General features: G+C 65.0%; 28 protein-coding genes. 14 read left to right on the top strand and 14 right to left on the bottom strand.

Annotated elements, in window-relative coordinates; translation table 11 throughout:
• Nucleotides 1–32 precede the first annotated feature (32 nt).
• Nucleotides 33–854 (top strand): energy transducer TonB, encoded by an 822-nt coding sequence (locus tag ACODTA_RS15585; RefSeq protein WP_489066876.1) that lies wholly within the window; start codon nt 33–35, stop codon nt 852–854.
• A gap of 53 nt (nt 855–907) precedes the next feature.
• Nucleotides 908–2,140: a dicarboxylate/amino acid:cation symporter gene (locus ACODTA_RS15580; RefSeq protein WP_489066875.1), complete on the top strand. Its 1,233-nt coding sequence runs from the start codon at nt 908–910 to the stop codon at nt 2,138–2,140.
• Nucleotides 2,141–2,316: 176 nt separating this feature from the next.
• Here the strand turns inward: ACODTA_RS15580 and ACODTA_RS15575 are convergent, their stop codons facing one another.
• From ACODTA_RS15575 to ggt, 3 genes are all read right to left on the bottom strand, one after another.
• On the bottom strand, nt 2,317–3,318 hold the full coding sequence (locus tag ACODTA_RS15575) for a serine hydrolase (RefSeq protein ID WP_489066874.1): 1,002 nt from the start codon (nt 3,316–3,318) through the stop codon (nt 2,317–2,319).
• A gap of 306 nt (nt 3,319–3,624) precedes the next feature.
• Nucleotides 3,625–4,047 (bottom strand): VOC family protein, encoded by a 423-nt coding sequence (locus ACODTA_RS15570; protein ID WP_489066873.1) that lies wholly within the window; start codon nt 4,045–4,047, stop codon nt 3,625–3,627.
• Nucleotides 4,044–5,750, bottom strand: a complete 1,707-nt coding sequence (ggt, locus tag ACODTA_RS15565) for a gamma-glutamyltransferase (protein WP_489066872.1) — start codon at nt 5,748–5,750, stop codon at nt 4,044–4,046. The genes ACODTA_RS15570 and ggt overlap by 4 nt, the downstream gene beginning before the upstream one ends.
• A gap of 284 nt (nt 5,751–6,034) precedes the next feature.
• Here ggt and ACODTA_RS15560 point away from each other — a divergent pair, with 284 nt between their 5' ends.
• From ACODTA_RS15560 to ACODTA_RS15550, 3 genes are all read left to right on the top strand, one after another.
• Nucleotides 6,035–6,451, top strand: a complete 417-nt coding sequence (locus ACODTA_RS15560; protein ID WP_489066871.1) for a hypothetical protein — start codon at nt 6,035–6,037, stop codon at nt 6,449–6,451.
• Between the two features lie 124 nt (nt 6,452–6,575).
• Nucleotides 6,576–6,782 carry a hypothetical protein gene (locus tag ACODTA_RS15555; protein ID WP_489066870.1) on the top strand — a complete coding sequence of 69 codons (207 nt, stop codon included), beginning with the start codon at nt 6,576–6,578 and terminating at the stop codon, nt 6,780–6,782.
• 92 nt (nt 6,783–6,874) lie between these two features.
• Nucleotides 6,875–7,510 (top strand): hypothetical protein, encoded by a 636-nt coding sequence (locus ACODTA_RS15550; RefSeq protein ID WP_489066869.1) that lies wholly within the window; start codon nt 6,875–6,877, stop codon nt 7,508–7,510.
• A 12-nt stretch (nt 7,511–7,522) separates the two neighbouring features.
• Here ACODTA_RS15550 and ACODTA_RS15545 read toward each other — a convergent pair whose 3' ends face one another.
• The 6 genes from ACODTA_RS15545 to ACODTA_RS15520 are packed head-to-tail and all read right to left on the bottom strand — an operon-like array spanning nt 7,523 to nt 13,355.
• Nucleotides 7,523–8,779 carry an NAD(P)/FAD-dependent oxidoreductase gene (locus ACODTA_RS15545; protein WP_489066868.1) on the bottom strand — a complete coding sequence of 419 codons (1,257 nt, stop codon included), beginning with the start codon at nt 8,777–8,779 and terminating at the stop codon, nt 7,523–7,525.
• A complete protein-coding gene (locus ACODTA_RS15540) occupies nt 8,776–9,243 on the bottom strand; it encodes an SRPBCC family protein (RefSeq protein WP_489066867.1) in 468 nt (155 codons plus the stop codon). Before ACODTA_RS15540 ends, ACODTA_RS15545 begins: the two co-directional genes overlap by 4 nt.
• A 14-nt stretch (nt 9,244–9,257) precedes the next feature.
• Nucleotides 9,258–9,650 carry a RidA family protein gene (locus tag ACODTA_RS15535; protein ID WP_489066865.1) on the bottom strand — a complete coding sequence of 131 codons (393 nt, stop codon included), beginning with the start codon at nt 9,648–9,650 and terminating at the stop codon, nt 9,258–9,260.
• 14 nt (nt 9,651–9,664) lie between these two features.
• Nucleotides 9,665–11,854, bottom strand: coding sequence for a TonB-dependent receptor (locus ACODTA_RS15530; RefSeq protein ID WP_489066864.1), 2,190 nt, complete (start codon nt 11,852–11,854; stop codon nt 9,665–9,667).
• Between the two features lie 41 nt (nt 11,855–11,895).
• Nucleotides 11,896–12,336 (bottom strand): hypothetical protein, encoded by a 441-nt coding sequence (locus tag ACODTA_RS15525; protein WP_489066863.1) that lies wholly within the window; start codon nt 12,334–12,336, stop codon nt 11,896–11,898.
• Nucleotides 12,337–12,359: 23 nt separating this feature from the next.
• Nucleotides 12,360–13,355: an aromatic ring-hydroxylating oxygenase subunit alpha gene (locus ACODTA_RS15520; RefSeq protein ID WP_489066862.1), complete on the bottom strand. Its 996-nt coding sequence runs from the start codon at nt 13,353–13,355 to the stop codon at nt 12,360–12,362.
• Between the two features lie 192 nt (nt 13,356–13,547).
• Here ACODTA_RS15520 and ACODTA_RS15515 point away from each other — a divergent pair, with 192 nt between their 5' ends.
• Genes ACODTA_RS15515 through ACODTA_RS15505 form a run of 3 tightly spaced genes read left to right on the top strand, consistent with a single transcriptional unit; the run spans nt 13,548 to nt 15,369 of the window.
• Nucleotides 13,548–14,117 (top strand): Lrp/AsnC family transcriptional regulator, encoded by a 570-nt coding sequence (locus ACODTA_RS15515; protein WP_489066861.1) that lies wholly within the window; start codon nt 13,548–13,550, stop codon nt 14,115–14,117.
• A complete protein-coding gene (locus ACODTA_RS15510) occupies nt 14,114–14,560 on the top strand; it encodes an SRPBCC family protein (protein WP_489066860.1) in 447 nt (148 codons plus the stop codon). The genes ACODTA_RS15515 and ACODTA_RS15510 overlap by 4 nt, the downstream gene beginning before the upstream one ends.
• The gene (locus tag ACODTA_RS15505; RefSeq protein ID WP_489066859.1) at nt 14,560–15,369 is read left to right on the top strand and encodes a hydroxyacylglutathione hydrolase C-terminal domain-containing protein; all 810 of its coding nucleotides are present in this window, start codon (nt 14,560–14,562) and stop codon (nt 15,367–15,369) included. The genes ACODTA_RS15510 and ACODTA_RS15505 overlap by 1 nt, the downstream gene beginning before the upstream one ends.
• Before the next feature lie 8 nt (nt 15,370–15,377).
• On the opposite strand, the gene ACODTA_RS15500 is transcribed toward ACODTA_RS15505, so the two are convergent.
• Entirely contained in the window at nt 15,378–15,848 is a 471-nt protein-coding gene (locus ACODTA_RS15500) for an Lrp/AsnC family transcriptional regulator (protein ID WP_489066858.1), read from the bottom strand.
• Nucleotides 15,849–15,941: 93 nt separating this feature from the next.
• On the opposite strand from ACODTA_RS15500, the gene phhA reads away from it, so the two are divergent.
• From phhA to ACODTA_RS15485, 3 genes are read left to right on the top strand one after another with little or no spacing between them, the layout of a single operon-like run.
• Nucleotides 15,942–16,811, top strand: coding sequence for a phenylalanine 4-monooxygenase (gene phhA / locus ACODTA_RS15495; protein WP_489066857.1), 870 nt, complete (start codon nt 15,942–15,944; stop codon nt 16,809–16,811).
• Nucleotides 16,808–17,995, top strand: a complete 1,188-nt coding sequence (locus ACODTA_RS15490; RefSeq protein WP_489066856.1) for an amino acid aminotransferase — start codon at nt 16,808–16,810, stop codon at nt 17,993–17,995. Before phhA ends, ACODTA_RS15490 begins: the two co-directional genes overlap by 4 nt.
• Nucleotides 17,992–18,309, top strand: a complete 318-nt coding sequence (locus ACODTA_RS15485) for a 4a-hydroxytetrahydrobiopterin dehydratase (protein ID WP_489066855.1) — start codon at nt 17,992–17,994, stop codon at nt 18,307–18,309. The genes ACODTA_RS15490 and ACODTA_RS15485 overlap by 4 nt, the downstream gene beginning before the upstream one ends.
• Here the strand turns inward: ACODTA_RS15485 and alkB are convergent.
• The 4 genes from alkB to ACODTA_RS15465 all read right to left on the bottom strand — a co-directional run bounded on the left by alkB (nt 18,260) and on the right by ACODTA_RS15465 (nt 20,459).
• Nucleotides 18,260–18,922: a DNA oxidative demethylase AlkB gene (alkB, locus tag ACODTA_RS15480; RefSeq protein ID WP_489066854.1), complete on the bottom strand. Its 663-nt coding sequence runs from the start codon at nt 18,920–18,922 to the stop codon at nt 18,260–18,262. The genes ACODTA_RS15485 and alkB overlap by 50 nt on opposite strands.
• Complete coding sequence (locus tag ACODTA_RS15475; RefSeq protein ID WP_489067119.1) at nt 18,912–19,616, bottom strand: 2OG-Fe(II) oxygenase; 705 nt, start codon at nt 19,614–19,616, stop codon at nt 18,912–18,914. Before ACODTA_RS15475 ends, alkB begins: the two co-directional genes overlap by 11 nt.
• 2 nt (nt 19,617–19,618) lie before the next feature.
• Nucleotides 19,619–20,146 (bottom strand): methylated-DNA--[protein]-cysteine S-methyltransferase, encoded by a 528-nt coding sequence (locus ACODTA_RS15470; RefSeq protein ID WP_489066853.1) that lies wholly within the window; start codon nt 20,144–20,146, stop codon nt 19,619–19,621.
• A gap of 166 nt (nt 20,147–20,312) precedes the next feature.
• The gene (locus tag ACODTA_RS15465; RefSeq protein WP_222991311.1) at nt 20,313–20,459 is read right to left on the bottom strand and encodes a lmo0937 family membrane protein; all 147 of its coding nucleotides are present in this window, start codon (nt 20,457–20,459) and stop codon (nt 20,313–20,315) included.
• A gap of 135 nt (nt 20,460–20,594) precedes the next feature.
• Here ACODTA_RS15465 and ACODTA_RS15460 point away from each other — a divergent pair, with 135 nt between their 5' ends.
• The 3 genes from ACODTA_RS15460 to ACODTA_RS15450 all read left to right on the top strand — a co-directional run bounded on the left by ACODTA_RS15460 (nt 20,595) and on the right by ACODTA_RS15450 (nt 25,802).
• On the top strand, nt 20,595–21,692 hold the full coding sequence (locus tag ACODTA_RS15460; RefSeq protein WP_489067118.1) for a DmpA family aminopeptidase: 1,098 nt from the start codon (nt 20,595–20,597) through the stop codon (nt 21,690–21,692).
• 25 nt (nt 21,693–21,717) lie between these two features.
• The gene (locus ACODTA_RS15455) at nt 21,718–23,058 is read left to right on the top strand and encodes an MFS transporter (protein ID WP_489066852.1); all 1,341 of its coding nucleotides are present in this window, start codon (nt 21,718–21,720) and stop codon (nt 23,056–23,058) included.
• Between the two features lie 383 nt (nt 23,059–23,441).
• On the top strand, nt 23,442–25,802 hold the full coding sequence (locus tag ACODTA_RS15450; protein WP_489066851.1) for a TonB-dependent receptor: 2,361 nt from the start codon (nt 23,442–23,444) through the stop codon (nt 25,800–25,802).
• Nucleotides 25,803–25,860 lie beyond the last annotated feature (58 nt).

Raw genomic sequence — 25,860 nt, 5'->3', positions numbered from 1 at the left:
TCCCGACTTGCCATCGCGCCTAGTTGCACCTGATGAGAAAGCTTGCCTCGATCGGCCTGGGATGGGCGGCGTGCATAGCGCTTCCGTCCGGTGCGGCGGCCCAACCGGTGGGGCCGCCCCGCTTGCCCTCGGGCAAATGGGTTGTCGAATATGCCGACAGCCAATGCGTTCTTTCCCGGGATTATGGCGAAGGCGAGGATCGGATCACCTTCGCGATCCGTTTCCTGCCGCTGGCGCAAAGGGTGGGGCTGGCTCTGCTCATGCCGGATCGAGAGAAGGGCGCGATATACGAGGGCAAGGTGAAGTTGGTGCTGCCCCCCGGGGGGCGGGTGATCGAGTCCGAGTATCACAGCGCGCTCAGTGCCGGCGGAACGGGAAGGCGCGTGGTACGCTTCGCCGTACGTCCAGATGCGCTGAAGGCAGTGGCGTCGGCCAAGGCGATCTCAATCGATCTTGAGCGACAGGCGCCGACCATCCTGCAGGCGGATGCCATGGAGGCAGCGCTCAAGGCCAACGATCTGTGTGAAATCGATCTGCTGAAGCGCTGGGGCGTCGATCCCGCCGTACGCACCCTGATTCCACGGGATGTAGGCGGCATATGGATGAGAAACGAGGACTATCCGAGCTTGGCGATCAGGCGGCGGCTGCGGGGCAACACGACGATCCTGTGGAAGGTCGATCAACACGGCCGGATCGGCGAATGCAGGACCGTTCAGAGTTCGGGGGATATCATTCTGGATCAGACCGCGTGTGATGCCGTGACGAAGCGTGGCCGCTATCTTCCCGCTCTCAACGGCGATGGCGTGCCGACCGCCGCCTGGGTCAGCCATATCGTGAGGTGGGTGGTTCCGTGACTTGCATGACCGTTCCCGCTTGCCGCGATGCGGCTTCGCGCTAAACCGAAGTCATGTCGAATACCACGCGCATCCTGATCGCCCTTGTCGCCGGCCTCACGCTCGGCATCATCGCAGGGCAGACGGGGTGGGGCGAATTGGCCAAGGTCGCCGAACCGATCGGGACATTGTGGCTCGATGGCCTGCGCATGACGATCGTGCCGCTGGTGGTCGCGCTGATGATCACCGGCATCGCCCGGACCGCGGACAGCGCGCGGGGCGGGCGGTTGGCGTTCCGATCGGTCATCCTCTTCGCGATCGTTCTCTGGATCTCCGCGACGGTCGCGGCGCTGCTGGTGCCGGCGGTGCTTCAGCTCTGGCCGATCCCCGGCGAATCCGCGAAGGCGCTGAGCGCGGCGCTGGGCTCGCGCACCGAGGCTGTCGGCCAGGCGCCGAGCGTTCTCGATTTCCTGCGCACGATCGTGCCGACCAATCCGATCGCCGCCGCTGCATCGAGCGATTCGATGCTGCCGCTGATCCTGTTCGTCACCGTCTTCGCGATCGCGGTCACGCGGCTGGGCGCCGAGGCGCGCGAGCGGCTGGTCGGCTTTTTCTCCGCGATCGAGCAGGCGATGCTGGTCATCGTCGGCTGGGTGCTGCTGATCGCGCCGATTGGCGTGATCGCGCTCGCCTTTGTCGTCGGCGTCAACGCCGGCACCTCCGCGATCGGCGCGCTGGCGCATTACGTCATCGTCGTCAGCCTGGCCGGCATCGTGGTCTGGGGCATGGCCTATCCGCTCGCCATCTTCGGCGGCAAGGTGCGGCTGGGCGATTTCATTCGCGCGGTGGCGCCGGCGCAGGCGGTCGCGATCTCGACCCAGAGTTCGCTCGCCTCATTGCCCGCGATGCTCAAGAGCTGCGAGAAACTGGGCATCCCGGCCGAGACCGCGGGTGTGCCGCTGCCGATCGCGGTTGCGATCTTCCGTGCGACCGGGCCGGCGATGAACCTGGCCGTCGCCATCTATATCGCGCACTGGTTCGGCATTCCGCTGACGCCGAGCGTGCTGGCCACCGGCCTGGTCGTCGCGGCCGTCACGACGATGGGATCGGTCAGCCTGCCCGGGCAGATCAGCTTCTTCACCTCGATCGCCCCCATCGCCGCCGCGATGGGCGTGCCGCTGGAACCGCTGGCGCTGCTGGTGGCGGTGGAGATGATCCCCGATCTGGTCCGCACCGTCGGCAATGTCACCATGGACGTGGCCGCGACAACGGCGGCGGTGCGGCGGGGAGGCAAGGCGGAGGCCTGAGGCCTGGCTGTATTCCCTCCCCGACACAGGGCGCCTCGGCGCAGAAGGCTGAGCCGACATTCGGGTCAGGATGGAGCGAGAATGGTACCGACCGAGAACCGGCGCGCAGCGTACATCAGTACGTGAGCACCGGAAGCGCAGGGCGGTGCCGTTCGCAGCCCAGCCTCACCCGAATGTCAATGATTGGCGATGATGGCCCGCGTTACCGCCTGCATCAGGCTCATCCGTTCCGGAATCGGCCGTGTCGTCTCTCCGATCAACACCGCGACGGCATAGGTTCGGCCATCGGGCGCGGTGAGCAGTGCGATGTCGTTATAGCCGGTCGCGCGGCCGCCCAGTTCCTGGCCGGTGCCGGTCTTGTGCGCGAAGCGCCACCCTGGGGCGAGGCCGCCCTTCAGTCGTCTGGGGCCGGTCTTGGACTCGGTCATCACCTGGATCAGATAGTCGGTCGATCGGCTCGACAGCATCTCGCCGCGCTTCAGCCGGGCGAGGCCATTGACCAGTCCAACGGCGGTCGCGCCGTCGGGCGGATTGGCGAGATAGCGGTCGAGCGCGGCTTCGCGCGTCGGCCGGCTCAGCTTGTTGCGCGCTTCCTGGAACGCGATGCCGCGCGAATAGCTTTGCTGCCAGGTGAGCCCGGCCGTGCCCGCCTGGAGCAGCCGCTCGCCGGGGCCGAAGCGGATGTCGGAAAGCCCGTTGCGCGCGAGGAAGGCGCGCACCGCGTCCGGCCCGCCCGCGCGGCGGAGCAACGCATCGTTCGCGGTATTGTCGCTCTGCGTCATCGCGCGATCGAGCAGGTCCGAAATCGTCGTGGCAAAGCCGTCCTTGCCGACAAGCGCGCGGATCGGCTGGTGGAACAGCGTCAGGTCTTCCGCGCGGATGGTGACGCTGTCAGACAGCGAGATCCGGCCCTTGTCGACGCCGTCGAGCAGGGTGGTCGCGACCCAGAGCTTGCTGACGCTCTGCTGCGGCATCGGCCGCCGGCCATTATATTCGATCAGCCAGTCCTGATGGACGTCGCGCACCGCGATGCCGACGCTTCCGGAGAAATTCGAGCCTAATGACCGGATCGCGTTCTCCAGCGCGCGCGAGGCCTGGACGGGGCGCTCGGCCGGCGGTGCGGTGGGGCGCTGGATCGGCGTGGGCGCGGGCGGCAGCGGCGTTGGCGACCGCGGCACTGGTGCCGGCGGACGCGGCTGGGTGCGCGGCGATTGTGAGCGGGGCGGTTGCGAACGGGGCGGTTGCGCGCGTGGGGCTTCAGCGCGGGGCGCCTGATTGCGTGGCGGCGGAACGATCGCCGAAGCGCAGGCACCGAGCGCCAATAGCGCGATAATGCCGGTCGACCTGGTAACGAACGCCTTGATACGCGAATACAAGAGCCAAAAACTCCTTTTGCCCGCGTCCATCAACACCATCGCCGCGCGCTTGGGAATCCATCATTGGGTATAGCGTACGACCGGCCGGGCCATGAACGCGGCGGGCGGTTAGGCCGCGAAGAGCTGATCCATATCCGCGAATGCCTTGAATTCGAGCGCATTGCCCGCCGGGTCGAGGAAGAACATCGTCGATTGCTCGCCGGTCTCGCCCTTGAAACGGGTATAGGGCTCGATCACGAAGCTGATGTCGTGCGCCTTTATCCGCTCCGCCAGCGCGTCCCAGGCCTCGGGCGTCAGCACCACGCCGAAATGGGGAACGGGCACATGATGGCCATCGACGCCATTGCCCGTCGGCCTGGCGCGGGGCTCGTCGGTCAGGTGCGTGACGATCTGATGGCCGAACAGGTCGAAATCGATCCAGCGATCGCTGCTGCGCCCTTCGGCGCAGCCGAGCACGGTGCCGTAGAAATGGCGCGCGGCATCGAGATCGTCGACGGGAAAGGCGAGGTGGAAAGGGGTAAGGACGGTCATTGCACAGGCTCCGTAACCGAATTGCCGTCGCGGCGGGGATCGGCCCCGCCGACATAGCCATTGGGGGTGACGAGGAAGCCGTGAAGCCCCGATTCCTCACCGCTCGCCCCGCGCACGTCGATACCGCGCGCGAACAGGCCGTCGACCACGCCGGGTGCGAACTTGTCCGCCTCTGCGTTGAAGTTCGGGCCGCGCGCGACGATGTTGGGCAGCGCGATCGCGTCCGCCATCGGCAGTTTCCAGCCCAGTGCGCCCAGTGTCGCCTTGCCGACATAAGCGAGGATCGAATTGCCGCCGGGCGATCCGATCGCGCCCGCCAGATGGCCCTTGCCGTCGAGCAGGATCGCCGGCGTCATCGACGAACGCGGGCGCTTGCCCGGGCCGACTGCATTGGGGCCTTCGGGAATGAACGAGAAATCGGTCATCTGATTGTTGAGGAAGAAGCCGTCGACCATCCGGCCCGAACCGAAGATCGATTCCACCGTCGTCGTCATCGAGACGGCATTGCCCCATTTGTCGACGATCACGAAATGCGATGTGCCGCCGGGTTCGACGGTGGCGTCGCGTTTGGGCGCCGTCGCGCCGGGCGGGGTGCCGGCGGCGGGCGGTGGGCCGGCCCTGGGGCCGATCAGCGCCGCGCGGCTCGCGACATAGGCCGGATCGAGCAGACCCTTCACCGGCACGTCAGGCACGTCGCCCACCCAGGCGTCGCGATCGGCGTACATGACGCGGCTCGCCTCCGCGAAAAGGTACCAGGACTGTGGATCGGCGGGGCCGCGCTCGGCTATGTCGGTGCGTTCGAGGATGGCGAGAAGCTGGAGCAGGCCGACGCCGCTCGACGGCGGCGGCGGCACGCAGACCAGGATCATGCGATAGGGCCCGCACAGCGGCTCGCGCTTGATCGCGCGATAATTGGCGATGTCCTTCAGCGTCATCGTGCCGGGCAGCGAACCGCTGGTGGTCTTCGCGACGATCGCCTGCGCGGTCTTGCCGGTATAAAGCGCATCGGGGCCTTGCGCCGCCAGGCGACGGAGGAAATCGGCATAGGCCGGGTTCTTCAGCGTGTCGCCGGTCTGGTAGCGGCTGCCGTCCGGCTTGGTGAAATAGGCGACGACATCGGGCTGCGCCGCCTGGGCATAGCGCCCGCCCTGCGCAAAGCGGCCAAGGCGCGGCGAGACCGGGAAGCCGTTCGCGGCCGCCTGCTCGGCGTCGGCGAACAGCGTGTTCCAGGGCAGCTTGCCCTGTTCGTCATGCGCCAGCTTGAGCATGCGGACGACGCCGGGCACGCCCGTCGCGATCCCGCCGGTCATCGCGGCGCCGCGATTGATCGGCTTGCCGTCCGCGCCCAGGAACATGCGCGGCGAAGCGCCCATCGGCGCGGTCTCGCGTCCATTATAGACGGTGACGCGGCCGTCCTTCGCCGAGAAATAGGTCATGAAGGCGCCGCCGCCGAGGCCCGAGCTCTGCGGTTCGACCAGCGACAACATCGCCTGTGCCGCGATCGCGGCGTCGACCGCGCTGCCCCCTCGCCTGAGCACGACGAGCGCCGCTTCGGTCGCCATCGGATGCGCGGTCGCCGCCAGGATCTGGCCGTTGGCTGGCTTCGTCGTGGCGGGGGAAGCCGATGCGGCGGGGGGATTGGGTTCGGATGCCGCACAGCCGGCGAGCGCGAGCAGTGCGAGCAGGGAGACAGGCCATTTCATGGCGGGCAGTCATGGTCCGTCAGTGCCGCCCTGTCGAGGCTTGTCGCGCACGCCAAGCGCGAAATCGGCCGACATCCGTTCCCAGCGACGGCGTGTCCGGATGCGGTTCGCACGCTATGGCGTCGTCCTTGTGCTGGAAGCGCCGGAGTCATGAAGCGGCGCATCCGCATTCGGAACGACGGGATTGGCGGCGGCATGGAAATGCCGTATCTTTTGGGGGCGCTCATCACCGGTTCAGTTTCGATATGATACGGAAATGGACAGACTCAGCAGAGGTGAACGATATGCGTACCCCCATCATCCTCTCGATCGGCGCGGCGTTGCTCGCGGCGGCACTCCCGGCACAGGCGGCGCCGCCTTCGGCATTGACCGTGAAGGCGGAAGCGCGCTTGGCCAAGGCGCTCGACGGCCGTGTCGCCGGCAAGCCCGTGGATTGCATCAATCTGCGCGATATCCGCTCCAGCGAGATCATCGACCGGACGGCGATCCTGTATCGGACGAGCGGAAACAAGCTCTATGTCAACCGGCCCGATATCGGCGGCTCCTCGCTGGATCGCGACGATATCATGGTAACCAAGACCTATAGCTCGCAGCTTTGCAGCCTCGATACGGTTCGGCTGCTCGATCGCGGAACACAGTTCCAGTCCGGCTTTGTCGGGCTCGGCAAGTTCGTGCCTTATACCAAGGTCGCCAGCAACTGATCGGCCAATAAGCGGTCCGAACACGGCAGGGCATTTCGATGGTCCGCCGCATGCGATCCTGATAGCATCTGCCGGCTGGCGAGCCTGGAGGAGTCTTGGTCTGGTCTGGGATCTGCGCGGCGCATTGCTGAGGAAGCAGGAGGTCGAGGCGGCGGCCTTGATCGCATTGGTCGCGCAGCATGGCGACGAAGCGCTTCCGGGCCAGGTCCCCCTGCTCTGCCCTGCTGCCCACCTTCCTGCCTTGCACACGCTGCTCGATAGCTGCCGTGCCGAAGCGCGCGCGCAGTTGATCGAAGAACGCGGCGATCCGGCGCCTTATCGGCTGGCGTGATCGCCGCCTGACCGACCCGATTGGACGGCGCGGCGCGATGGCGATAAGGCTGGGCCATCACTTGGCCGCGCGGGGGCGATCGGATGCCGAGCATGTTGGCTTTGAAGGTTCTCGGCCTGACGGGGATGGCCTCCTATGCGCTTGCCTATTTTTGCACGCGGCTGCCGCATGTCTCCTATCATCGCTACAAGCTGATCGCGGTGCCGATCGAGCGGATTCCCGACATGCCGCGCGGTTATTCCTGCCGTAATCTGGATCCGGCCGAGCTTGCCGGCCACACGATCGATATCGACGCCGTGGCGCAGGCCGAGCGTTTCGCGCGTGAGCTGAAGTGTCTCGGTATCTTCGACCAGCATGACGAACTGATCGGCGTCACGTGGATGGGCAAGGCGGTGCATGACGAGGGCGACATGAATGTCCGCTATGTCCTGCCCGCCAATGCCGCCTGGGATACCGGCATGTGGCTGCGCGAGGACAAGAGGATGAGCCGCGCATTTTCGGCGGTGTGGGGCGGGATGAAGGCGTGGTTGCGGCAGGAAGGACTCGACTGCACGATGAGCAGCATCGCCGACTATAATATCCCGTCCATCCTGTCGCACCGCCGACTCGGATCGCGGCGACTGGGCTATATCAGCATCATCCGTATCGGCCGGCTGCAATATACGCGCGGCGCGAAACCGTCGCTCTGCATGGTCGGCAAAGGGGAAACCCCCACCGTCCATCTATAGATTCCAGCCTGCTCAGCCGAAGCGGTTGAGCGCTGGCGCGACCATCGATCGCAGCGTGAACGCCACGAAGCGGTGCCCCTTGAGCGGTTTGGGTGGAAAGACGGGCAGCGCCAGCGCGTGGGACGGCAGGCCGGTCAGCAGCTTCGCTGCTTCACGCGCGGCGGCGACGCCGTGAGTCAGGCCGAAGCCGTTGCAGCCGGAGATCGCCCAAGCATCCTCGCCGAAGCGCAGGATGCGCGGCAGGCCGCTGGGCGATATCGTCATCTCTCCCCACGACATCCGGGTGAAGGCGGGCGGTTCGATGTCTGGAAAGGTCCGTTCCAGCCGGCGTGACAGCGGCTTGGCGGTATGTGGCAGGCCGGGTGCGCCGGCGCCGCACAATACGCTGCCGACAAGGCGACCGCGCGCGTCGATCGTCGGACTGAACACCGCCTTGTCGTCAAGGTCGACGATGCCGCCGCACAGCGGGAACATCGTCGCGCCGCGATCGGCGAGCGGCTCGGTCGCGACGACGGCTGCCGCCATGCGATAGCTGGTTCCACGCAGGGAGGCGAATGGCAGGTGCGCTGCCCCTGTCGCCACCAGCATGCGGCGCGCGCGCACTTCTCCCCGCGCGGTCGAGACGATCCAATGCCCGCCATCGCGCGTGGCGGAGAGCACTCGACTGTTCCCGAAAATGCTCACACCCCCGGCCTTGGCCGCACCGGCGAGCCCCCGGACCAGCGCGAGCGGATTGAGCGTGCCGCCTTCGGGCAGCCAGGCGCCGCCGGCATAGCGCTGCGATCGGATATGGTCGGCGATGGCGGGCCGGTCGCGCATCTCGAATGATCCCCCATGTTCCACCCAGGCGGCGAAACCGGACCGCATGCGATCGACGCTGCGATCGGACCGTGCGAGGCAGAGATAGCCGCGGGTCAGGTCGCAGGCGATGGCATGGCGCTCGATATAGTCGGTCAGCCAGCGTCCGGACCCGGCGATCATGCCCAGCCAGCGGTATGCGCGCGCCTCGCCCAGCATGGCGCGGATCTTTGCCGGATTGGTGCCCGGCATGATCATCGGCGCGAAATGGCCGGCATTGACGCCGGAAGCGCCGGCGCCGGGTTGTCCGGCGTCCAGCACCGTCACTGACAGTCCGGCCGAGCGTGTTTCCAGAGCCGCCACAAGGCCGGAATAGCCCGCACCGATGATCACGACATCCGCCGTCGCTTCGCCACGGAGCGGGCCATGTTCGGATCGGTCGGCGCCGACGGTCCAGACCGCCGGGGTCAACGTGATGCCGCCGTGCCGAAGCGCCCCGACAGCGCGGACAGCGCATGATCGATATTGGCCGCGATCATCGCGCGGGCGGTGTCCTCGGCGCCATCGACCGGTTGCGCCGCCGCCGACCAGGACAGTACGGCGCTGTTGGGCCCGGCGGACACGACCCGCGCGGACCCCAGATAATCGCTGAAGGGCAGTGGGCCAAAATCGAAGATGCGATAGGCATAGCTGCGATCGATGGGTGAGAATGCCTCGATCCGTTCGGCGATACCGCTTCCGCCAGGCAGGAAAAAGCGGCGGGTGGCGCCCAGTCCATTGCCCTCGACCTCGACGCGTTCCGCCAGCCCTTCGGTGATCGTCGTGTCGGCAAGATCGCCGACCACGGCCCAGACCGTGTCGGCATCTGCCGCCAGCGTCACGGAGCGTTCGACATGGATGGAGCGGGCGGGCGGTTGTGCGATATCGCTGTTCATCGGAATCTCCGTGCTCAGATCGCTGCCATGATCTCCACTTCGATCAGGCATTCGGGAAAGGCGAGGCGGCGCACCTCGACGGCGGTGGTCGCGGGCAGGTCGCAGCCCGCATAGACTGCGATCCGAGCGTGGTTTGCCGCGAGAAAGGCATCCATGTCGGTCACGAAGATCCGTTCGGAAACAATGTTGGCGAAGCCCGCATCGAATGCCGCAAGCGTGCGGCGGATGATGTCATAGGCTTGCCCGATCTGCGCGGCCATGTCGCCCGCGTGGATCGGCGCGAAATGTTCGTCGAGGCTGAGTGACCCGGCAATATGAAGCCGGTCGCCGATCCGAACCGCCTGAGCATAGCCGAACGCCTTTTCGGCATCGGGCACGAGATGGAAGCCTTCTCTGTCGATCGTCATCATGTGCCTCCCGATTAGAATCTGAAGCTGAGTTCGCCGCCGACGATCCGGCCGGTGTCGATCTGCACGGCGTCGGCGTTGAGCGGGACGAAGCCGGCCGCGAAGATGTAGCGCGAGAAGGCGGAGGTGGCGTAATGCCGTTTGGTCAGGTTCTTGACGAACAGCGACGCGCTCCAGTTGGCACCGTCCAGCCCCAATGTCGCATCGAGCGTGCCGTAGCTCTTTTGATAGAGATAGACATCGGGGCTGGAGGGAAGCTGGAAATCCTGGAAGGATTGCCGCCCGACCGCCGCGAAATCGAGGCGCACGCGACCCTCGATCGCGTCGCTCAGCGGATGGCGATATTGCGCGCCGATGTTCAGCGTGAATTTGGGTGCATTGGGCAGCTGCTGGCCGACATAGGCGGCGGTGCCGTTGAAATCGGTGATCTTCGCGTCGATATAGCCGAGCGAGGCGTTGAGATCGAGGCCGCGCGCCGGACGCGCGTTCAGCTCCAGCTCGAAGCCCTTGATCTCCGATCGCCGGGCATTGAGCGAACCCTGGGTCAGCGTCGCCGCGTCGAGCTGGAAGATCTGCGGATTGAGATGCTCGGTGTAGAAGGCCGCGGCGTTCAGGATCAGGCGCCGGTCGAGCCAGCTCGTCTTTGCACCGATCTCGTAGTTGCGGGAGCTTTCCTGCCCGATCACGCGCGGAAAAGCGGGGCCGGCGGATGCGGGATTGAAGCTGCCGCTTTTGAAGCCCTGCGAATAGGTCGCGTAGAGCATCAGCGCGTCCGACGGCTTGTAGGCGAGCGAGACTTTGGGTTGCAGCTTGGAGAAGGTGTCGCGATTGACCAATGACGCCTGATAATCGTCGATCCGCGCCTTGTTGGTGTCGTAGCGCAGCGCCGCGGTCAGCTCGAGCGTGTCCATGATGTCGTAGTTGACCTGCCCGAACAGCGCATATTGCTTGAAGGTGATGCGGTTGTCGGCAAGCACCGCCGGAATCACGCCGCCCGAGACGAAACCGCCGGCGGGACCGCTGAAGCAACTGCCGACGAACAGGCAGAAATCGAGCTCGGCGAAGGTGTCGATGTCGCGCTTCGAATGCTGGTAATAGGCGCCGAAGATGTAGCGCAGCGGCTGGTCGCCGGGCGATGTCAGCCGCACTTCCTGGCTGAAGCTCTTGGTCACCCGATCCTGCGCGGCAGTTGGCACCAGCGGGAAGGGTGAAATGTCGAGGTCCTGATTGAAGTAGACGTCGATCTTGTCATAGGCGCTGATCGCGCTGAGCGTGCCGATCGCGGTGTCGTAGCTGAGCGTCATCGACAGGTCGGTCACCTTGCGCCGCGTGATCGATTCCCCGTCCAGGTTCGGGCGGATGCGCGCCATCGCACTGGTGATCTCACCCCCCGTGGTCCCCAGCACATTGACCAGGCTGAACCAGGTGGCGCCGCCGCGTTCCCTGGTATGCGACGCGCGCAGGTCGATGCTGAAATCCGGGCTGGGATTGACGATCATCCGGCCGGTGACGCGGGTCTGGCGATTGCGGTCGAGCCCGCGCCCGTCGAGGCGGTTGACGATCGTGCCGTTGCCGTCGCGGTGCGATATCGAGACGCGCGCGAGCACGACGTCTTCGACGATCGGCCCGCTCAATGCACCGAACATGCGCCAGGCGTCGCCGCTGGCATAGCCGGCCTTGACCTCGCCTTCGACCTCGTTGGTCGGCTTCTTGGTGGTGATGTTGATCGCGCCGGCGATCGCGCCCTTGCCGTACAATGCGCCCTGCGGGCCTTTCAGGACCTCGACGCGCTCGACGTCGGACAGGTCCATGGTGAAGGCGTCGGAATCGGGCAGCACGACGCCGTCGATCGAAAAGGCGACGGCCGCCGCCTGGTTGCGGTTCGATCCCAGGCCGCGGATCGAGATGTTGTTGGTCGCGGTATCCTGATCGTTGTTGATGCGGACATTGGATGTCAGCGCCAGGAAATCGTCGATCCGGTCCAGCCGGCGTTCGGCGATCGTGCTGGCGGAGAAGGCCGTGATCGAATCCGGAATCTCCTGCAGATTCTCCTCGCGCTGGCGCGCGGTGACGACGATGTCGGCGATGCCGCCTTCACTCGCCTCGGTCGTCTGCTGTGCCAGCGCGGTCCCGGTTCCAGAGAATCCCGCGATCACGATGGCGATCAGCGCGGTCGTCCCCTTGGCGCGATACCTCTTCCCCATGTCCCCTCACTCCCTCATTTTATCGTTGCTGTGGTTTCGCCTCAGGCGAGATCGGCGGGGACGGGGCGGCCTTCCGCCTCATTGTCCCAGATCGCCGACAGGATGAGCCAGCGGCCCTCATGGCGGACGATTTGCGCGAAGGTGACGCCGCGCCGTTCGGCACCGTTCATGACCGCGGTGAAGCTGCTGCGGACGCTGGCGACATTGCCGAACGCCTCGACATGGCGGCCGAGCTCGACTTCGCTGAAATCGATCAGCTCGCCGGAGGCGCGCTGGGCGGTCATCGCGCCGATGAAATCGGGAATCGTGATCGTCGCGGCCGCACCCGCGCTCAACGGCGCGAGGATCGCCTGCGGATGGCAGCAGGCGCGAAAACTCTCCCAGTCGGGCGCCTGCTCCGGGTTCCAGCCCACGGCCGCGTAGAGGCGCGGACACAAGGCCAGGATTTCGGTCAGGTCGCTGTCGGTGATGCCGCCCCTCATGATCGTTTCCCCTAGGTTGAGCGTCAGCTGATGAATGCCGCCGACGGATGCGCGCGCGGATAGTCGCGCAGATATTGCAGGAAGCGCGCGAGCGTCTGGTCGCTGCGCGTCAGCGTGCCGGGCTTGAAGCGGGCATGCTCGATGATCGGCAAATCTTCGGTCGCGACATGTACTTCGAGCGCGTACATCGCGTCGAGAAAGGCGCTGGCTTCGGCAGGGTCGCTGCCATCGTCCTCGACGCCAACGGTGAAGAAAAGGCGGGAATGACCGGGTCTCGGCAGACCCATCGGCGCGATGAAGCCGAACCAGCGGCCGTCGATATACCCGTCCTGCCAATAGATATTGGCGCCAAAGATGCCGACGCGGAACTTGATCGCCGAACCGTCGCGCATCGTGCCCGCGAATTCATAGACCATCGAATGCGGTGACCATTCGACCCGATCATGCGGCATGCCGTTATCGAAGCTGATGCCGTGCACGACCTGGATATGCTGCATGTCGGGCGTGTTGCAGCAGATCACCCAGGGATCGGCCGGCATCTCGCGGTCATATTCGCCGGTTTTCCAGATCAGGTTTTTCGGCGCGTCGGGAAAATCCGGAATGTCGAACAGCGGCGTCTCGCCGTTGAAGGCGAAGATGCAGCCATAGCGTTCGACGGTGGGAAAGGCGAAGAGCCGGGCGGTCGGCGGTGTCGGATCGCCCGATCCGGTCGCCACGCAGCGCCCCTCGGCATCGTATCGCCAGAAATGGAATGGGCAGCGCACCGTGCCCTCGATCATCTCGCCGGTGCACAGATCGGCGCCCATATGCGGGCAATAGGCGCTCATCACGTGCGCCTGGCCATCGGCGTCGCGGATGACGATCACGCGTCCGCCGAGGAAATCGAAACCCTGCACACGGTCCTTCACGACCTCGTCCGAGCGGCACACCGGGAACCAGGTCTGGCTGAACAGGCCGTCGCTTCCCTCCGGCTGGGGCGCGAGCGATCGGGCCGCGAATCTGGGCGCAACCTGGGTCAAGGCATTCTCCTGAAATCCCGTTTGTCGGGTTGGATTGTGGATATGCCTCGATTTCGAGCGAGTCAATAAGGATTCATCATTGTATGGTGGATGTTGATGAGGAATACGTATATTTCAAACGAGTATGTTGCGGAAAGCATCGCAATGGGCTAGTTGCCGATCATGGATCCGAAGGCGCCAGGAGATTGGAATATGGCTGAAAAAGGACGAGGCGGCGCACGGCGCGGGGGTGAGGCTTCACCGGTCGCGACTGGATCGGGCGTGGACGATACACATGAGCTCAACAGCCGCATCATCCGCCTGCTCCAGCAGGACGGGCGCATGCCTTATTCCAACATCGCCGCCGCGGTCGGCGTGTCCGAAGGAACGGTGCGCAACCGCGTCCGCCAGTTGATCGACGACAATGTGATCACCATCCAGGCGGAGGCGTTGCCCGAGGCCTTCGGTTACGCGTTCAATGCCCAGACCTTCATCAACGCGGCGCCGGGCGCCGATATCGAGGCGCTGATCGCCCGGCTGAGCGACGTGCCCGAAGTCTTCTACCTGATCATGACGTTGGGCCGCTTCGATATCGGCCTGGCGACCTATCATCGGTCGCACGAGGATTATCGCACCTTCCTGATCGACCATTGCTACGGCCAGCCGGATATCGCCGCCGTGGAGACCGCGATGGTGCTCAAGGTGCACAAGATGCGGCTGCAATGGGAACTCGACAAGGGCGCACGCGGTGCGGTGCTCGCCAAGGGGGGGAAGGGGCAATGATCACGATCGAACGCGCCTCGCGCTTCGAGGCATCCGCCGACCGCCTGTGGCGGCTGTTCGCCACCGAGGACGGCCAGCGCCGCGCCGAACTCGGTTTCGTCTCGGAAATCGCGTTCGAGGGCGAAGGGCTCGGCATGGTTCGCACCATGCGGACCGAGGGGCATCTGGGCAGCGGCACCGTGAAGGAAAAGCTGGTCCATTTCGATCCGCAGGCGATGGAGATGACCTTCGAGATCGTCGATACCGGCGATATCGTGCCCTTTGCTGGCTATCTGGGTTTCGCCAAGGTGATCCCCGCCGGCCCGAACGCATCCGTGCTGCTCGCGCGTTCCACCTTCGTGCCGGTCGACATGACGGAGGACGCGGCGCGCGCCATGTCGGAGGCGAACTATACTTTGTTCTTCGACAATCTGCGCGACGCGCTGGCCTCGGGCGACTGGTGATGGCGGTGCTGCCGCTTCGGCCGGGCACCCGCTTCGATCATTTCCATTATATCGTCTTCTGCCGCGAAACCCGCGAAGCGGTTTCGGTCGATCCCTATGACGACGAAGCCGTGCGCGCGGCCGTGGCCGCCAACGGCCTGCACCTGACCGCGATCGTCAACACGCACGAACATTGGGATCATGCCGGGCGCAACGCGGCGATGAAGGCGCAGGACGATCTGCAGATCCTGGCGCCGCTGGCGGCAGCGGGCACGATCCTCCCCATCGACCGCATGCTGTCCGACGGCGACGAGATCGTGATCGGCGCGACAGTGACGCTGAAGGTGCTGGCGACGCCAGGGCACACCATGGCGCATATCGCGCTCAGCGGGGAGGATGGTGGCAAACCCTTCCTGATTTCCGGCGATACGCTGTTCGCCGCCGGGGCGGGCAATTGCGGCTATGGCGGCCATGCGCCGACCTTGTTCGAGAGCCTGACCGACAAGATCGTGCCGATGGATGGGGCGACCATAGTCTATCCGGGACATGACTATCTCGCGCGCAACCTGAGCTTTGCGACGCATGTCGAGCCCGGCAATGATGATGTTGCGGCACTTTTCGCCGAAGTCGCGGATCTACCGACCGATCGGCTGCGCTTCACCACATTGGACGAGGAGCGCCGGATCAATCCGTTCCTGCGTTGCGCAAGTCGGGCTTTGCGAACGCGCCTTGCCGAACTCGATCCCGCGCTCGATCCGAATGCCGACGATCTCACGGTGTTCGTGGCGCTGCGCGCCTATCGCGATCGCTGGGCCGAGGCGGCAGGATAAGGCGGTCGTCACACCGGAATCGCGGTGGTGTATTTCACCTGCCCCAGCGCGAAATGCGAAGCGCCGGTCGCGACCGAGGGGTGGCGCAACAGCGTGCGCATCAGGAAATGCTCATAGTCGGCGACGTCGCACACCGAGATGCGCAGCAGATAATCCCAGTCGCCCGACATCGAATAGCATTCGAGGATCTCGGGGCGTGACCGCACGAAGCTCTCGAACGCCTCGACACCTTCGGCGGTATGGCTGCGCATGCGGATATGGCAGAGCACATTGACCCCGCGCCCGACCTTGCCGGCATCGACCAGCCGGACGGTGCGGGTGAGCACGCCGGCGGTTTCCAAGGCCTTGATCCGCCGCCAGCAGGACGCCGTCGAGGCGCCGACACGTTCGGCGAGCGCGGCATGGCTGATCGAGGCGTCTTCCTGCAGCGCCGCGAGGATACGGCGGTCGACGGCATCGAGTTGATGGGTTTCTTTCATAGGATCACTATTTCCAACGAATCTTCTTCAATCCTTACGCGGATGGCGACGAATCAGGAATCATATTTCGCGCGAATGGCGTATAATCGTATCATGGCTGGCTCAGATATCATTCGCCCCCCCGGCTCCGCCGAGGATTGGACCGTTCCGCAGGATTGGGCGTCCTACACGCCCGACGAACATGCGATGTGGGACACGCTTTTCGCGCGCCAGGCGGAGATGTTGCCGTCGCGGGTCGTGCCCGCCTTCATGGATGGGTTGGACATATTGCGCATGTCGCGCCCAGGCATTCCCGATTTCGACGAATTGTCGGACCGGTTGATGAAGGCCACCGGCTGGCAGGTCGTGGCCGTCCCCGGGCTGGTGCCCGACGAGGTGTTCTTCGATCATCTCGCCAATCGGCGGTTCGTCGCGGGCCGCTTCATCCGCACGCCCGAGCAGATCGACTATCTGCAGGAACCCGATATCTTCCACGACGTGTTCGGCCATGTGCCGCTGCTCGCGCATCCGGTGTTCGCCGATTACATGCAGGCCTATGGCGAGGGCGGCTTGCGCGCCGCCAAGCTCGGCATGATCAAGCAGCTCGCGCGGCTCTACTGGTATACGGTGGAGTTCGGGCTGATCCGCGATGGCGATGCGCTCAAGCTCTATGGCGCCGGCATCGTCTCGTCCTTCGGCGAATCGCGCTTCGCGCTCGACGACCCCTCGCCCAACCGGATCGGCTTCGATCTGCAGCGCGTGATGCGGACCGACTATCGCATCGACGACTATCAGCAGACCTATTTCGTCATCGATAGCTTCGAAGATCTGCTGCGCCAGACGCTGGAGACCGATTTCGCGCCGATCTATGCGTCGCTCGCCGGCGCGACCGACCTGAAGACCGACGATGTGCTTGCGGACGACGTCGTCTTTACGCATGGCAGCCAAGCCTATGCGCATTCGCGTCTGGAGTCCGCTGCATGACCACATTGTTTTCGGGGCTCTCGCCCCAACCCGCCGACGGCCTGTTGCGGCTGATCGCGCTTCATCGTGACGATCCGCGTCCCGGCAAGATCGACCTGGGCGTCGGCATCTATCGCGACGACGACGGCGCCACGCCGGTGTTGAAAGCGGTCAAGGCGGCCGAGCGCATCCTGCTCGAGACGCAGGAGAGCAAATCCTATCTGGGTGCCGAGGGCGATGTCGACTTCGTGCAGTTGCTCGAACCGATCGTGTTCGGTGCGGAGATGGCGGGATCGTCGCGGCTGAGCGGCGTGCAGACACCGGGCGGAACCGGCGCGCTGCGATTGGCCGCTGAACTCGTTGCGCAATCGCGCCCCGGCGCCCGCATCTGGACGGGCACGCCCACCTGGCCCAATCACGCGCCGATCTTCGCGGGCGCCGGGCTCGAGATCCTCGTCCATCCCTTTTTCGACGCGGAAACGCAGCGGATCGAATTCGGCGCGATGATGAACGCGCTGGAGGGTGCGGAGCGCGGCGATGTCGTGCTGGTGCATGGATCGTCGCACAATCCCACCGGCGCCGAGCTGGATGAGGGACAGGCGGAAGCGCTGGCGGAGCTCTGCGCGCGCCGTGGCCTCGTGCCGCTGATCGACCTTGCCTATCAGGGCCTGGGCCGCGGGCTGGAGGAGGATGCGGGGCTCGCGCGCCGTCTGCTCGCCGCCTGCGACGAGGCTTTGCTCGCTTATTCCTGCGACAAGAATTTCGGCCTGTATCGCGAGCGTGTCGGCGCGCTCTGGGTGCAGTGCCGGACGGCGGATGCGACGCAGATCGCGCGCGACAACATGCTGGTGGTGGCGCGCGGCATCTGGTCGATGCCGCCCGATCATGGCGCCGCGATCGTCCGTGTCATCCTGGAGCGTCCGGAACTGGTCGCGCTCTGGCATGCCGAGCTCGACGAGATGCGCGACCGCATCTCGCGGCTGCGCGAGAAACTGGCCGAGAGCCATCCGCTGTTCGCCGGCGCTGCGCGGCAGACCGGCATGTTCGCGCTGTTGCCTTTCTCGCCCGAGGCGGTGGTGGAGCTGCGCGAGATGTACGGCATCTACATGGCGGGCAATGGCCGCATCAACATCGCCGGGCTGACCGAGGAGAGCATCGAGCGGTTCGTGGAGGCGGCGACCCCGCTGCTGAAGGTGTTCGCATGACCCCGCTTTCGACTGAGGCGCGCGACGCGGCGCTTGCCGGGCTGGACGGCTGGGCCTTCGATGATGCCCGTAATGCGCTGTACCGTCGGCTCCGTTTCCCGAGCTGCACCGAAGCCGTCGGCTTCATGGCGCAGATCGCGATCGCGGCCGATGCCGCCGACCATCACCCCGAATGGTCCAACGTGCACGACCGCGTCGATATCTGGCTGACCACCCACGATGCCGATGGCGTGTCCGAACGCGATGTCGCGCTCGCCGGCATGATCAACGCGGCGCTGGCGGATCGGGCCGGATTCCGGTCTGGCGGAAGCTGAGATTGTAGCGATACGGTCCGGTCGCCGGATGTTCGCCGCGCGGCAGTGTGTCGATGCCGTGAAAGGTGAGGCGCGCCGGGCCGCCCCAGATCATCACGTCGCCATGATGCAACGGGATGCGCCGTGGCCGGTCGCTGCGTTCCGCGCCACCCCATAAAAAGGTCGCGGACAGGCCGAGCGAGATCGAGACGATCGGCGCCGCCATGTCGATTTCGTTGCGATCCTGATGCAGCGTCAGCCGCGTGCCCGGCGCATAGCGATTGATCAGGCATGCATCCGGCGCATAGCCGGGATAGCCGGCCTCGGCCGCCGCCAGTGCAGCCAGGTTGGCGAAGATGTCGGGCATCGGGGACCATGCGACGCCGCTTTCCGGATCAAGCGGGGCATAACGATAGCCGCGTGCGCTGCTCGTCCAGCCGAGCGCGCCGCAACTCGTCGTCGCCACCGACATGCGGCGACCGCCGGGCGTTTCCATATGGCGGAACGGCGCGCGCACGGCGATGGCGGCAATATGATCGAGCATGTCTTGCGCGTCATGCGATGCGAAGCCGCCGAGCAGCACCGCGCCGGGGGCGATGGCCAGGCGATCGCGCGCGAACAGGTCATGCAGCATCGTGGAAGATGATCCCCAGCGTATGGCGATGCCCCGACCGCAGCGTGCTTACCCCGTGGCGAAGCGTCGCGCGATAATCGCCACGCGTGCCCGCGCGGGGGCGGGTATTGACCGCGAAGATCACGGCATCGCCCTTGCCCAGCGGCACCACTTCCGCGCGTGACTGCATGCGCGGGCGCTGTTCGGTCAGTATGAATTCGCCGCCCGTGAAATCCGTGCCGGGCCGCGAGAGCAGGATCGCCGCTTGCAGTGGAAACACATGCGCGCCGTACAGATCCTGATGCAGGCAATTATAGTCGCCCGCGCCATAACGCAGCAGCAACGGCGTCGGGCGCTTCTGCCCGGCATCATGGCAGCGGCGCAGGAAATCGACGTGATCGGCCGGAAAGCCCGCATCCATTCCCATGCGCTGGTGCCAGCGATTGGCGATGGGCGCGAGATGCGGATAGAGCGCCGTCCGCAACCCCTGCACCAAGGGCGGTAGCGGATAGGCGAAATAGCGATATTCACCCTTTCCGAAGCCGTGGCGCGCCATGACGACATGGCTGCGAAAGGCGTCGGTCGGCGCGTAGAGCGCGGCCATGGCGCCGCATTCGGCTTCGCTCAGCAATCCCGGCAGCATCGCCCAGCCTTGCGCATCGAGGTCCGCCCCGATTCCGTTCCAGTCGACCGCATCGGCGCGGTCCGCGACGATGCTCAAGCGACGCCCTCCATATTGATCAGCCGCCGCTTGCGTTCGACGCCCCAGCGATAGCCCGAGATTCCGCCATCGGCCTTCACCACACGGTGGCACGGCACCGCGACCGCGACGCGATTGGCGGCGCAGGCCGCACCGACTTCCTGCGCGGTTGCAGGAATGCTCAGCCAGCGGGCGAGCTCGCCATAGCCGATCGTCTGCCCGCCCGGCACCATGCGGAGAGCCTTCCATACCGCGAGCTCGAGCGGCGAACCGCGCAGGTCCAGCGCAAAGGACGCACCCTTTTCCGGATAGGCCAGCAATGCCGCGACCGCATCCAGCGTCGGCGCCATTGCGGCGACATCTTCATGCAGCGTGGCACCGCCGAGCGCGGCGTGCAGGTCGCGCAACAAGCGTGCGCGATCGCTGCCGATCAGGATCGCGGCGACACCACGCTCGCTTGCCGCGACCAGCGCGATCCCGATCGGCGCTTCGATGAAACCATAGCTCATTGTTTCGCCCACGAAGGGGCGATCGTCGGTGCGCATCGCATATCTCCAGGAATGTCCTCTTGAAGACACAATGGCACCCGACCGATCCGAGTGCTCTCCGCTTCTTGCGGTCAAAACGAAATTCGCTGCGGCCTTTTCGGGTCAGGCCGGAGCGAGAATGGCGTTGATCGAGAACCGGCGCGCACCGGCCTCACCCGAAAAGCTAAACCACGCGACGGCCGGTGAAGAGCTGGATAAGCCCCACGATGACCGCGATCACCAGCAGGATATGGATCAGCCCGCCGGCGACATGGAAGGCGAATCCCAGCAGCCAGAGCACCAGGAGGATGACGGCGATGGTCCAAAGCATATTTCCACTCCGAAGGATCGATTACGTCCGCTAAGGGGCGAGCAAGGATCAAACGTGGTGCTGCAGCCAAGCGTTCCACGGACGACAATGAAGGGGAATGTGGTGAAGAAGAATTTCGCGACGGCGGCGGCGGTGATGGTGCTGGCCATGACGATCGGCGGTGCCGCGCTCGCGGGGCCGCGCGCCCGCGATGCGGGGGTAGTCGTCGGCATCCTCGAACCCGGACCGCTCAACGGCATCACCGATGTCGAGGGCGTGCGCGTCGGGCAGGTGACCCTGGTCGAGGGCACGAAGATACATACCGGCGTCACCGCGATCCTGCCGCATGGCGGCAACATCTTTCAGGACAAGGTGCCTGCCGGCTTCGTCGCCGAGAATGCCTTCGGCAAGTTCATGGGATCGACGCAGGTGGCCGAACTGGGCGAGGTCGAGACGCCGATCCTGCTGACCAACACGCTCAACGTCGCGGAGGGGGCGGCGGGCGCGATCGAATGGACGCTTGCCCAGCCGGGCAACGAGCAGGTGCGCTCGGTCAACGCCGTGGTCGGTGAAACCAATGACGGTTATCTCAACGACATTCGCGGCCGTCATGTCACCAAGGCCGATGCTCGCCGCGCGATCGAGACCGCCAGGACCGGCAAGGTGGAGGAAGGCGCGGTCGGTGCCGGCACTGGCACGGTTGCCTTTGGCTTTAAGGGCGGCATCGGCACATCGTCGCGCAAGCTGCCCGGATCGCTGGGCGGCTGGACGGTGGGCGTGCTGGTACAGTCCAATTATGGCGGCGTGCTCAATGTGGCCGGCGTTCCCGTCGGCGTCCGGCTGGGCAAATATGATTTCAAGACCGAGATCGAGCAGCGCAAGGCCGACGGATCGGTGGTGATCGTCATCGCCACCGACGCGCCGGTGTCCGACCGCAATCTGCGCCGCATCGCCGAACGCGCCTTTGCCGGTATCGCGCGCACCGGATCGAGCTTCTCCAACGGGTCGGGCGACTATGCCATCGCCTTTTCGACCAATGCGGCCGTTCGCCGCACGTCCGAGCGCCGCTCGGCGACGGCATCGGTCGAGGCCATTCCCAACGACGCCATGTCGCCGCTGTTCCAGGCCGTCGCCGAAGCCACCGAGGAGGCGGTGCTCAATTCGCTCTTCACGGCGAAGACGGTCGCGGGCCATAACGGCACGATCGAGGCATTGCCGCTCGATCGCGTTTTGCCGATGGTGAAGCGGCGCTAAAGGGACGGCTTGGGGATTGGGGCATATGAAGCACGAAGAAACCGCTGACCTGCCCTATCTCAAGAAAGTGGTCGGTGCCTCGATGGCCGGCACCGTCGTCGAGTGGTACGAATTCTTCCTCTACGGCACCGCCGCCACCCTGGTGTTCGGCAAGCTGTTCTTCCCCAATAGCGGCAACGAGCTGGACGGGATCATCGCCGCTTTCGCCACCTATGCCGTCGGCTTCATCGCCCGGCCGCTGGGCGGCGTGGTCTTCGGCCATATCGGCGATCGGATCGGGCGCAAGTCGCTGCTCCAGTTCAGCCTGGTGCTGATCGGCGTCTCGACCTTCCTGATGGGCTGCCTGCCGGTCTACAGCTCGATCGGCTATTGGGCGCCGGCGCTGCTGGTGCTGTTGCGCTTCGTCCAGGGTTTCGCGCTCGGCGGCGAATGGGGCGGCGCGGTGCTGCTGGTGACCGAGCATAGCCCGAACAAGAGCCGCGCCTTCTGGGGCAGTTTTCCCCAGGCCGGGGTGCCGCTCGGCAATCTGCTCGCCACCGTCGTGCTGCTCATCCTCTCGGCGACGCTGTCCGAAGAGGCGTTCCTCTCATGGGGGTGGCGCGTCGGTTTCTGGCTGTCGGTGATCATCGTCGGCATCGGCTATTATATCCGCACCCAGGTGACGGATTCGCCGATCTTCGAAGCGGCGAAGGCGCGGATCGAGCAGCAGGCCGATGCCGGCTATGGGCTGACCGAGGTCTTCCGCCGCTATCCACGCGGCGTGTTCACCGCGATGGGCCTGCGCTTCGGCGAGAACATCCTCTATTATATGGTGGTCACCTTCTCGATCACTTACCTCAATCATCTCAAGGTCGATACGACCCGCATCCTGACATTGCTGTTCTTCGCGCATATCGTGCATGTCGTGCTGATCCCGCTTTATGGCGCGGCGGCGGATCGCTGGGGGCGGCGGCCCGTCTATATGCTGGGCGCGGCGCTGACGATGGTCTGGCCCTTCGTCGCCTTTCCGATGTTCGGCACGGGCGAGACCATACAGATCCTGGCGGCGATCATCCTGGGCCTGGCGGTGCACGGCCTGATGTATGCCGCGCAGCCCGCGGTGATGGCGGAGATGTTCCCGACGCGGATGCGGTATTCGGGGGTGTCGCTGGGTTATCAGGCAACCGCGATCGTCGCCGGATCCTGGGCGCCGCTGATCGGCACCGCGCTGCTGCGCGGTTATGAGGACTGGACGCCGATCGCGATCTACATCCTGTTCGCCGGCGCGGTCAGCCTGGGCGCCGCGCTCTACATGCGCGAAACCCGTGGCGCGTCGCTGGCGGCGGTCGACGCCGAGGATCGCGACCGGATGGCGCGCGCGGGATAATCTGGTGGAGACGCTGTCGTCGCGTCGCTGACCTTGCTCTGCCAGGCGATCCTGGCGGTACATGCACGTCGCCGCCAGCAGGTGGTGGTGGCTTTCGATCCGATATCCCCGAGCACAGCCACCGATGCCGTGATGCAACAGGCGCGGCATATACAGTGGCGTTGCGATCGCCTTCCGCACATGTTCGATTGACACATCATTTAATGTATGCACAATACGGTATACATTAAATGATGAAGCGGCAGTCGGCGCAGCTCGGCGTCGTCGATGCAGGAATGGACAGATTCGGCGCGAAGCGCGGGCGGGAGTTTATCCGCCGTCAGCTCGAAGCCGAACGAAGATTGGCGGTTGCGCCGACACGGCGCGACGGAGGGAGGCTAAAAATGACGAATCTCAGGAATATTCTCGCTGCCACGGTGTCGCCCCAGGCATTGATGACGAAGGCAGGCATTGCCGTTCTGCTTGCGTGTTCAGGCGGAGCCGTACTCGCCCAGGATCAGACGGGGGGCGAGGTTGCCGGACAGGGCGATGGCGCCGATTCCTCCGAAATCGTCGTCACCGCCACCCGGCGGGCGCAATCGCTGAAGGACATTCCTGTCGCTGTCGGCGTGACGAGCGGTGAAGTGCTCTCGCGCGAGAATGTCTCGTCTTTCCAGGATCTGACCAGGATCCAGCCCGCACTGGTCGTCAACAATCAGGGCACAGCGGGTAACCAGTTCATCATTCGCGGCGTCCTTTCCGATATCGGCGCGACGACGGGCTTCTATGTCGACGAGGTCCCGCTTGTCGGTGGCGGCGCGCTTGAAGAGAGCGGGGATGGCAAGCCCGGACTCAGGCTGCACGATGCCGAGCGGATCGAAGTGCTCAAGGGGCCGCAGGGCACGCTGTTCGGCGCCGGCTCGCTTGCCGGTACGCTGCGCATCATCGCCAACAAGCCGAAAACATCGGGAATCGAAGGTGGCGGCGGCTTGTCGGTCGGCTTCATCGATGGCGGCCATGCGCTCCAGAAAGCCGATGCCTATTTCAACCTGCCGTTGAGCAGCACATTGGCGGTGCGGGCGACGGGCTGGGGCGAGTTCGGCGGCGGCTATATCGACCAGAAGACCGGGCGCAACCGCGACATCTATCTGTCCAATGTGAACGATCGCGAAGTGCTCGGCGGTCGCGTCCAGCTCTTGTTCGAGCCGACCGATGCGTTCCGGCTGCTGGCCTCCGCGACCTATCAGTCGATCAAGGCCGATGGGACGCAGGCATGGACATTGTCGGAGAGCCCCTATCTCGCGACCACGCGGACGCAGGAACCGTATCGCGATCGATACACGCTTTATTCCTTGACCGGAGAATATGATACGGGCGTTGGTACGATCACCGCGATCGGCTCCTATGCCAGTCAATATGGCCGGATGGTTGCCGACAGCACCTTTACCGGCGAAATCCTGGCCGGGGTGGCGACCCGGATCTTCTGCGCCGGCGGTAAGCCGGCCTTTCCTGGCCTGCGCTGCCCCGTCGATCCCGGCCTGATATCCTATGTGAATACGCAGCATTTCAAGAACTACACGGGGGAATTGCGCTTCGCCTCGAAATTCGATGGGCCGCTGCAGATTGTGACCGGCGGCTATTTCGAACGAGACGTCAACAATTCGCTGGCGACGGCGCCGCGTGCCGATCCGGCGAACGGACTGGTCACATGCTATGATCTCAAGGAATGTTCTGCGATCAACCAGCGCAGAAATATTCCCTACGCGTTCGCAGGCAGGCAGGCGGTCGATCAATGGGCCGTCTATGGCCAGCTGGACTGGAAGATCCTCGACAATCTGACGATGACGGCAGGGATGCGCTATTATTCGGCGGACTCCTATCGCAGCCGCCAATCGGTCCAGGGCTTCGTGACGGGGATCGTCAATATCATCGATACCCCTGCACCGCCCGAAGTGACGAGGACGAAGGATGATAGCCCAAGCTATGCCTTCTCGCTTCTCTACGAGATGACGCCGGCAATAAGCTTTTATGCGCGCGCGGCCTCGGGATTCCGGCTTGGCGGCGCAAACGGCAGCGTGGAACTTGCCGAGGAGCAGGGCATCGTCGTCCCGCTATCCTATGGATCGGACTCGCTGTGGAGCTATGAGTTCGGCGCAAAGGCGTATCTGCTCGACCGCAAGATCTATTCCGAACTGACGATCTATCAAATGGACTGGTCGGACCAGCAGATCCGGGCATCCGATCAGACGGGTTCCTTCGATTATGTCGTCAATGCCGGCAAGACCCGCATCCGTGGTGCCGAGTTCTCGCTGAACTACAATACGGACAGGTTGACGATCGGCGGCGGTGTCGCCTTTACCGATGCCAAGCTCGTGCACGATCTTCCGGCCGATGTCGTGGCCGGCGGAACGATCGGCTTCAAGGGCGACCGCATGCCGCGGGTCCCGCGCTGGAACGCGTCGGCGCAGATGGAATATCGGATGCCGCTCGGCCATGGCGAGGGATATCTTCAGTCGAACATCGCCTATCGGGGCAGTTCCCATTACAGCTTCAATGACCGGAACATCTTCAACGACAAGCTGCCGGCATATACATTGATTGGCGCGGCTATCGGCTGGCGCATCGGGCCGGCGGATCTCGGAATCTTCGCCGAGAATCTGACCAATGACGGGGAACGGGCGGGCCTGAGTGCCAAGCCCGACGCGACGCGCGTCTATGCCGTAACGCCCCGGACCATCGGCGTGCGCGGTCAATTTCGTTTCTGATCTTTCCAGACTGACCTGAGCTGCGCCACGATCCGGCGCCTGATCGCGGAGATCGAGA

It is taken from the genome of Sphingomonas sp. FG14, from assembly GCF_057809675.1.
Note: the sequence above shows the minus strand (reverse complement) of the source record. Positions and strands in the feature narration are given on the sequence as shown.

Excerpts from the sequence above, each read along its gene's own strand:
- ACODTA_RS15465 (WP_222991311.1), bottom strand. The coding sequence starts at position 20,459 with ATGCTTTGGACCATCGCCGTCATCCTCCTGGTGCTCTGGCTGCTGGGA.
- ACODTA_RS15490 (WP_489066856.1), top strand. The coding sequence starts at position 16,808 with ATGACCACATTGTTTTCGGGGCTCTCGCCCCAACCCGCCGACGGCCTG.
- ACODTA_RS15510 (WP_489066860.1), top strand. The coding sequence starts at position 14,114 with ATGATCACGATCGAACGCGCCTCGCGCTTCGAGGCATCCGCCGACCGC.
- ACODTA_RS15455 (WP_489066852.1), top strand. The coding sequence starts at position 21,718 with ATGAAGCACGAAGAAACCGCTGACCTGCCCTATCTCAAGAAAGTGGTC.
- ACODTA_RS15570 (WP_489066873.1), bottom strand. The coding sequence starts at position 4,047 with ATGACCGTCCTTACCCCTTTCCACCTCGCCTTTCCCGTCGACGATCTC.
- ACODTA_RS15525 (WP_489066863.1), bottom strand. The coding sequence starts at position 12,336 with ATGAGGGGCGGCATCACCGACAGCGACCTGACCGAAATCCTGGCCTTG.
- ACODTA_RS15470 (WP_489066853.1), bottom strand. The coding sequence starts at position 20,146 with ATGCGCACCGACGATCGCCCCTTCGTGGGCGAAACAATGAGCTATGGT.
- ACODTA_RS15560 (WP_489066871.1), top strand. The coding sequence starts at position 6,035 with ATGCGTACCCCCATCATCCTCTCGATCGGCGCGGCGTTGCTCGCGGCG.
- ACODTA_RS15505 (WP_489066859.1), top strand. The coding sequence starts at position 14,560 with ATGGCGGTGCTGCCGCTTCGGCCGGGCACCCGCTTCGATCATTTCCAT.
- phhA (WP_489066857.1), top strand. The coding sequence starts at position 15,942 with ATGGCTGGCTCAGATATCATTCGCCCCCCCGGCTCCGCCGAGGATTGG.
- ACODTA_RS15450 (WP_489066851.1), top strand. The coding sequence starts at position 23,442 with ATGACGAATCTCAGGAATATTCTCGCTGCCACGGTGTCGCCCCAGGCA.
- ACODTA_RS15585 (WP_489066876.1), top strand. The coding sequence starts at position 33 with ATGAGAAAGCTTGCCTCGATCGGCCTGGGATGGGCGGCGTGCATAGCG.
- ggt (WP_489066872.1), bottom strand. The coding sequence starts at position 5,750 with ATGAAATGGCCTGTCTCCCTGCTCGCACTGCTCGCGCTCGCCGGCTGT.
- alkB (WP_489066854.1), bottom strand. The coding sequence starts at position 18,922 with ATGCTGCATGACCTGTTCGCGCGCGATCGCCTGGCCATCGCCCCCGGC.
- ACODTA_RS15535 (WP_489066865.1), bottom strand. The coding sequence starts at position 9,650 with ATGACGATCGACAGAGAAGGCTTCCATCTCGTGCCCGATGCCGAAAAG.
- ACODTA_RS15515 (WP_489066861.1), top strand. The coding sequence starts at position 13,548 with ATGGCTGAAAAAGGACGAGGCGGCGCACGGCGCGGGGGTGAGGCTTCA.
- ACODTA_RS15500 (WP_489066858.1), bottom strand. The coding sequence starts at position 15,848 with ATGAAAGAAACCCATCAACTCGATGCCGTCGACCGCCGTATCCTCGCG.
- ACODTA_RS15530 (WP_489066864.1), bottom strand. The coding sequence starts at position 11,854 with ATGGGGAAGAGGTATCGCGCCAAGGGGACGACCGCGCTGATCGCCATC.
- ACODTA_RS15460 (WP_489067118.1), top strand. The coding sequence starts at position 20,595 with ATGGTGCTGGCCATGACGATCGGCGGTGCCGCGCTCGCGGGGCCGCGC.
- ACODTA_RS15485 (WP_489066855.1), top strand. The coding sequence starts at position 17,992 with ATGACCCCGCTTTCGACTGAGGCGCGCGACGCGGCGCTTGCCGGGCTG.
- ACODTA_RS15550 (WP_489066869.1), top strand. The coding sequence starts at position 6,875 with ATGTTGGCTTTGAAGGTTCTCGGCCTGACGGGGATGGCCTCCTATGCG.
- ACODTA_RS15540 (WP_489066867.1), bottom strand. The coding sequence starts at position 9,243 with ATGAACAGCGATATCGCACAACCGCCCGCCCGCTCCATCCATGTCGAA.
- ACODTA_RS15580 (WP_489066875.1), top strand. The coding sequence starts at position 908 with ATGTCGAATACCACGCGCATCCTGATCGCCCTTGTCGCCGGCCTCACG.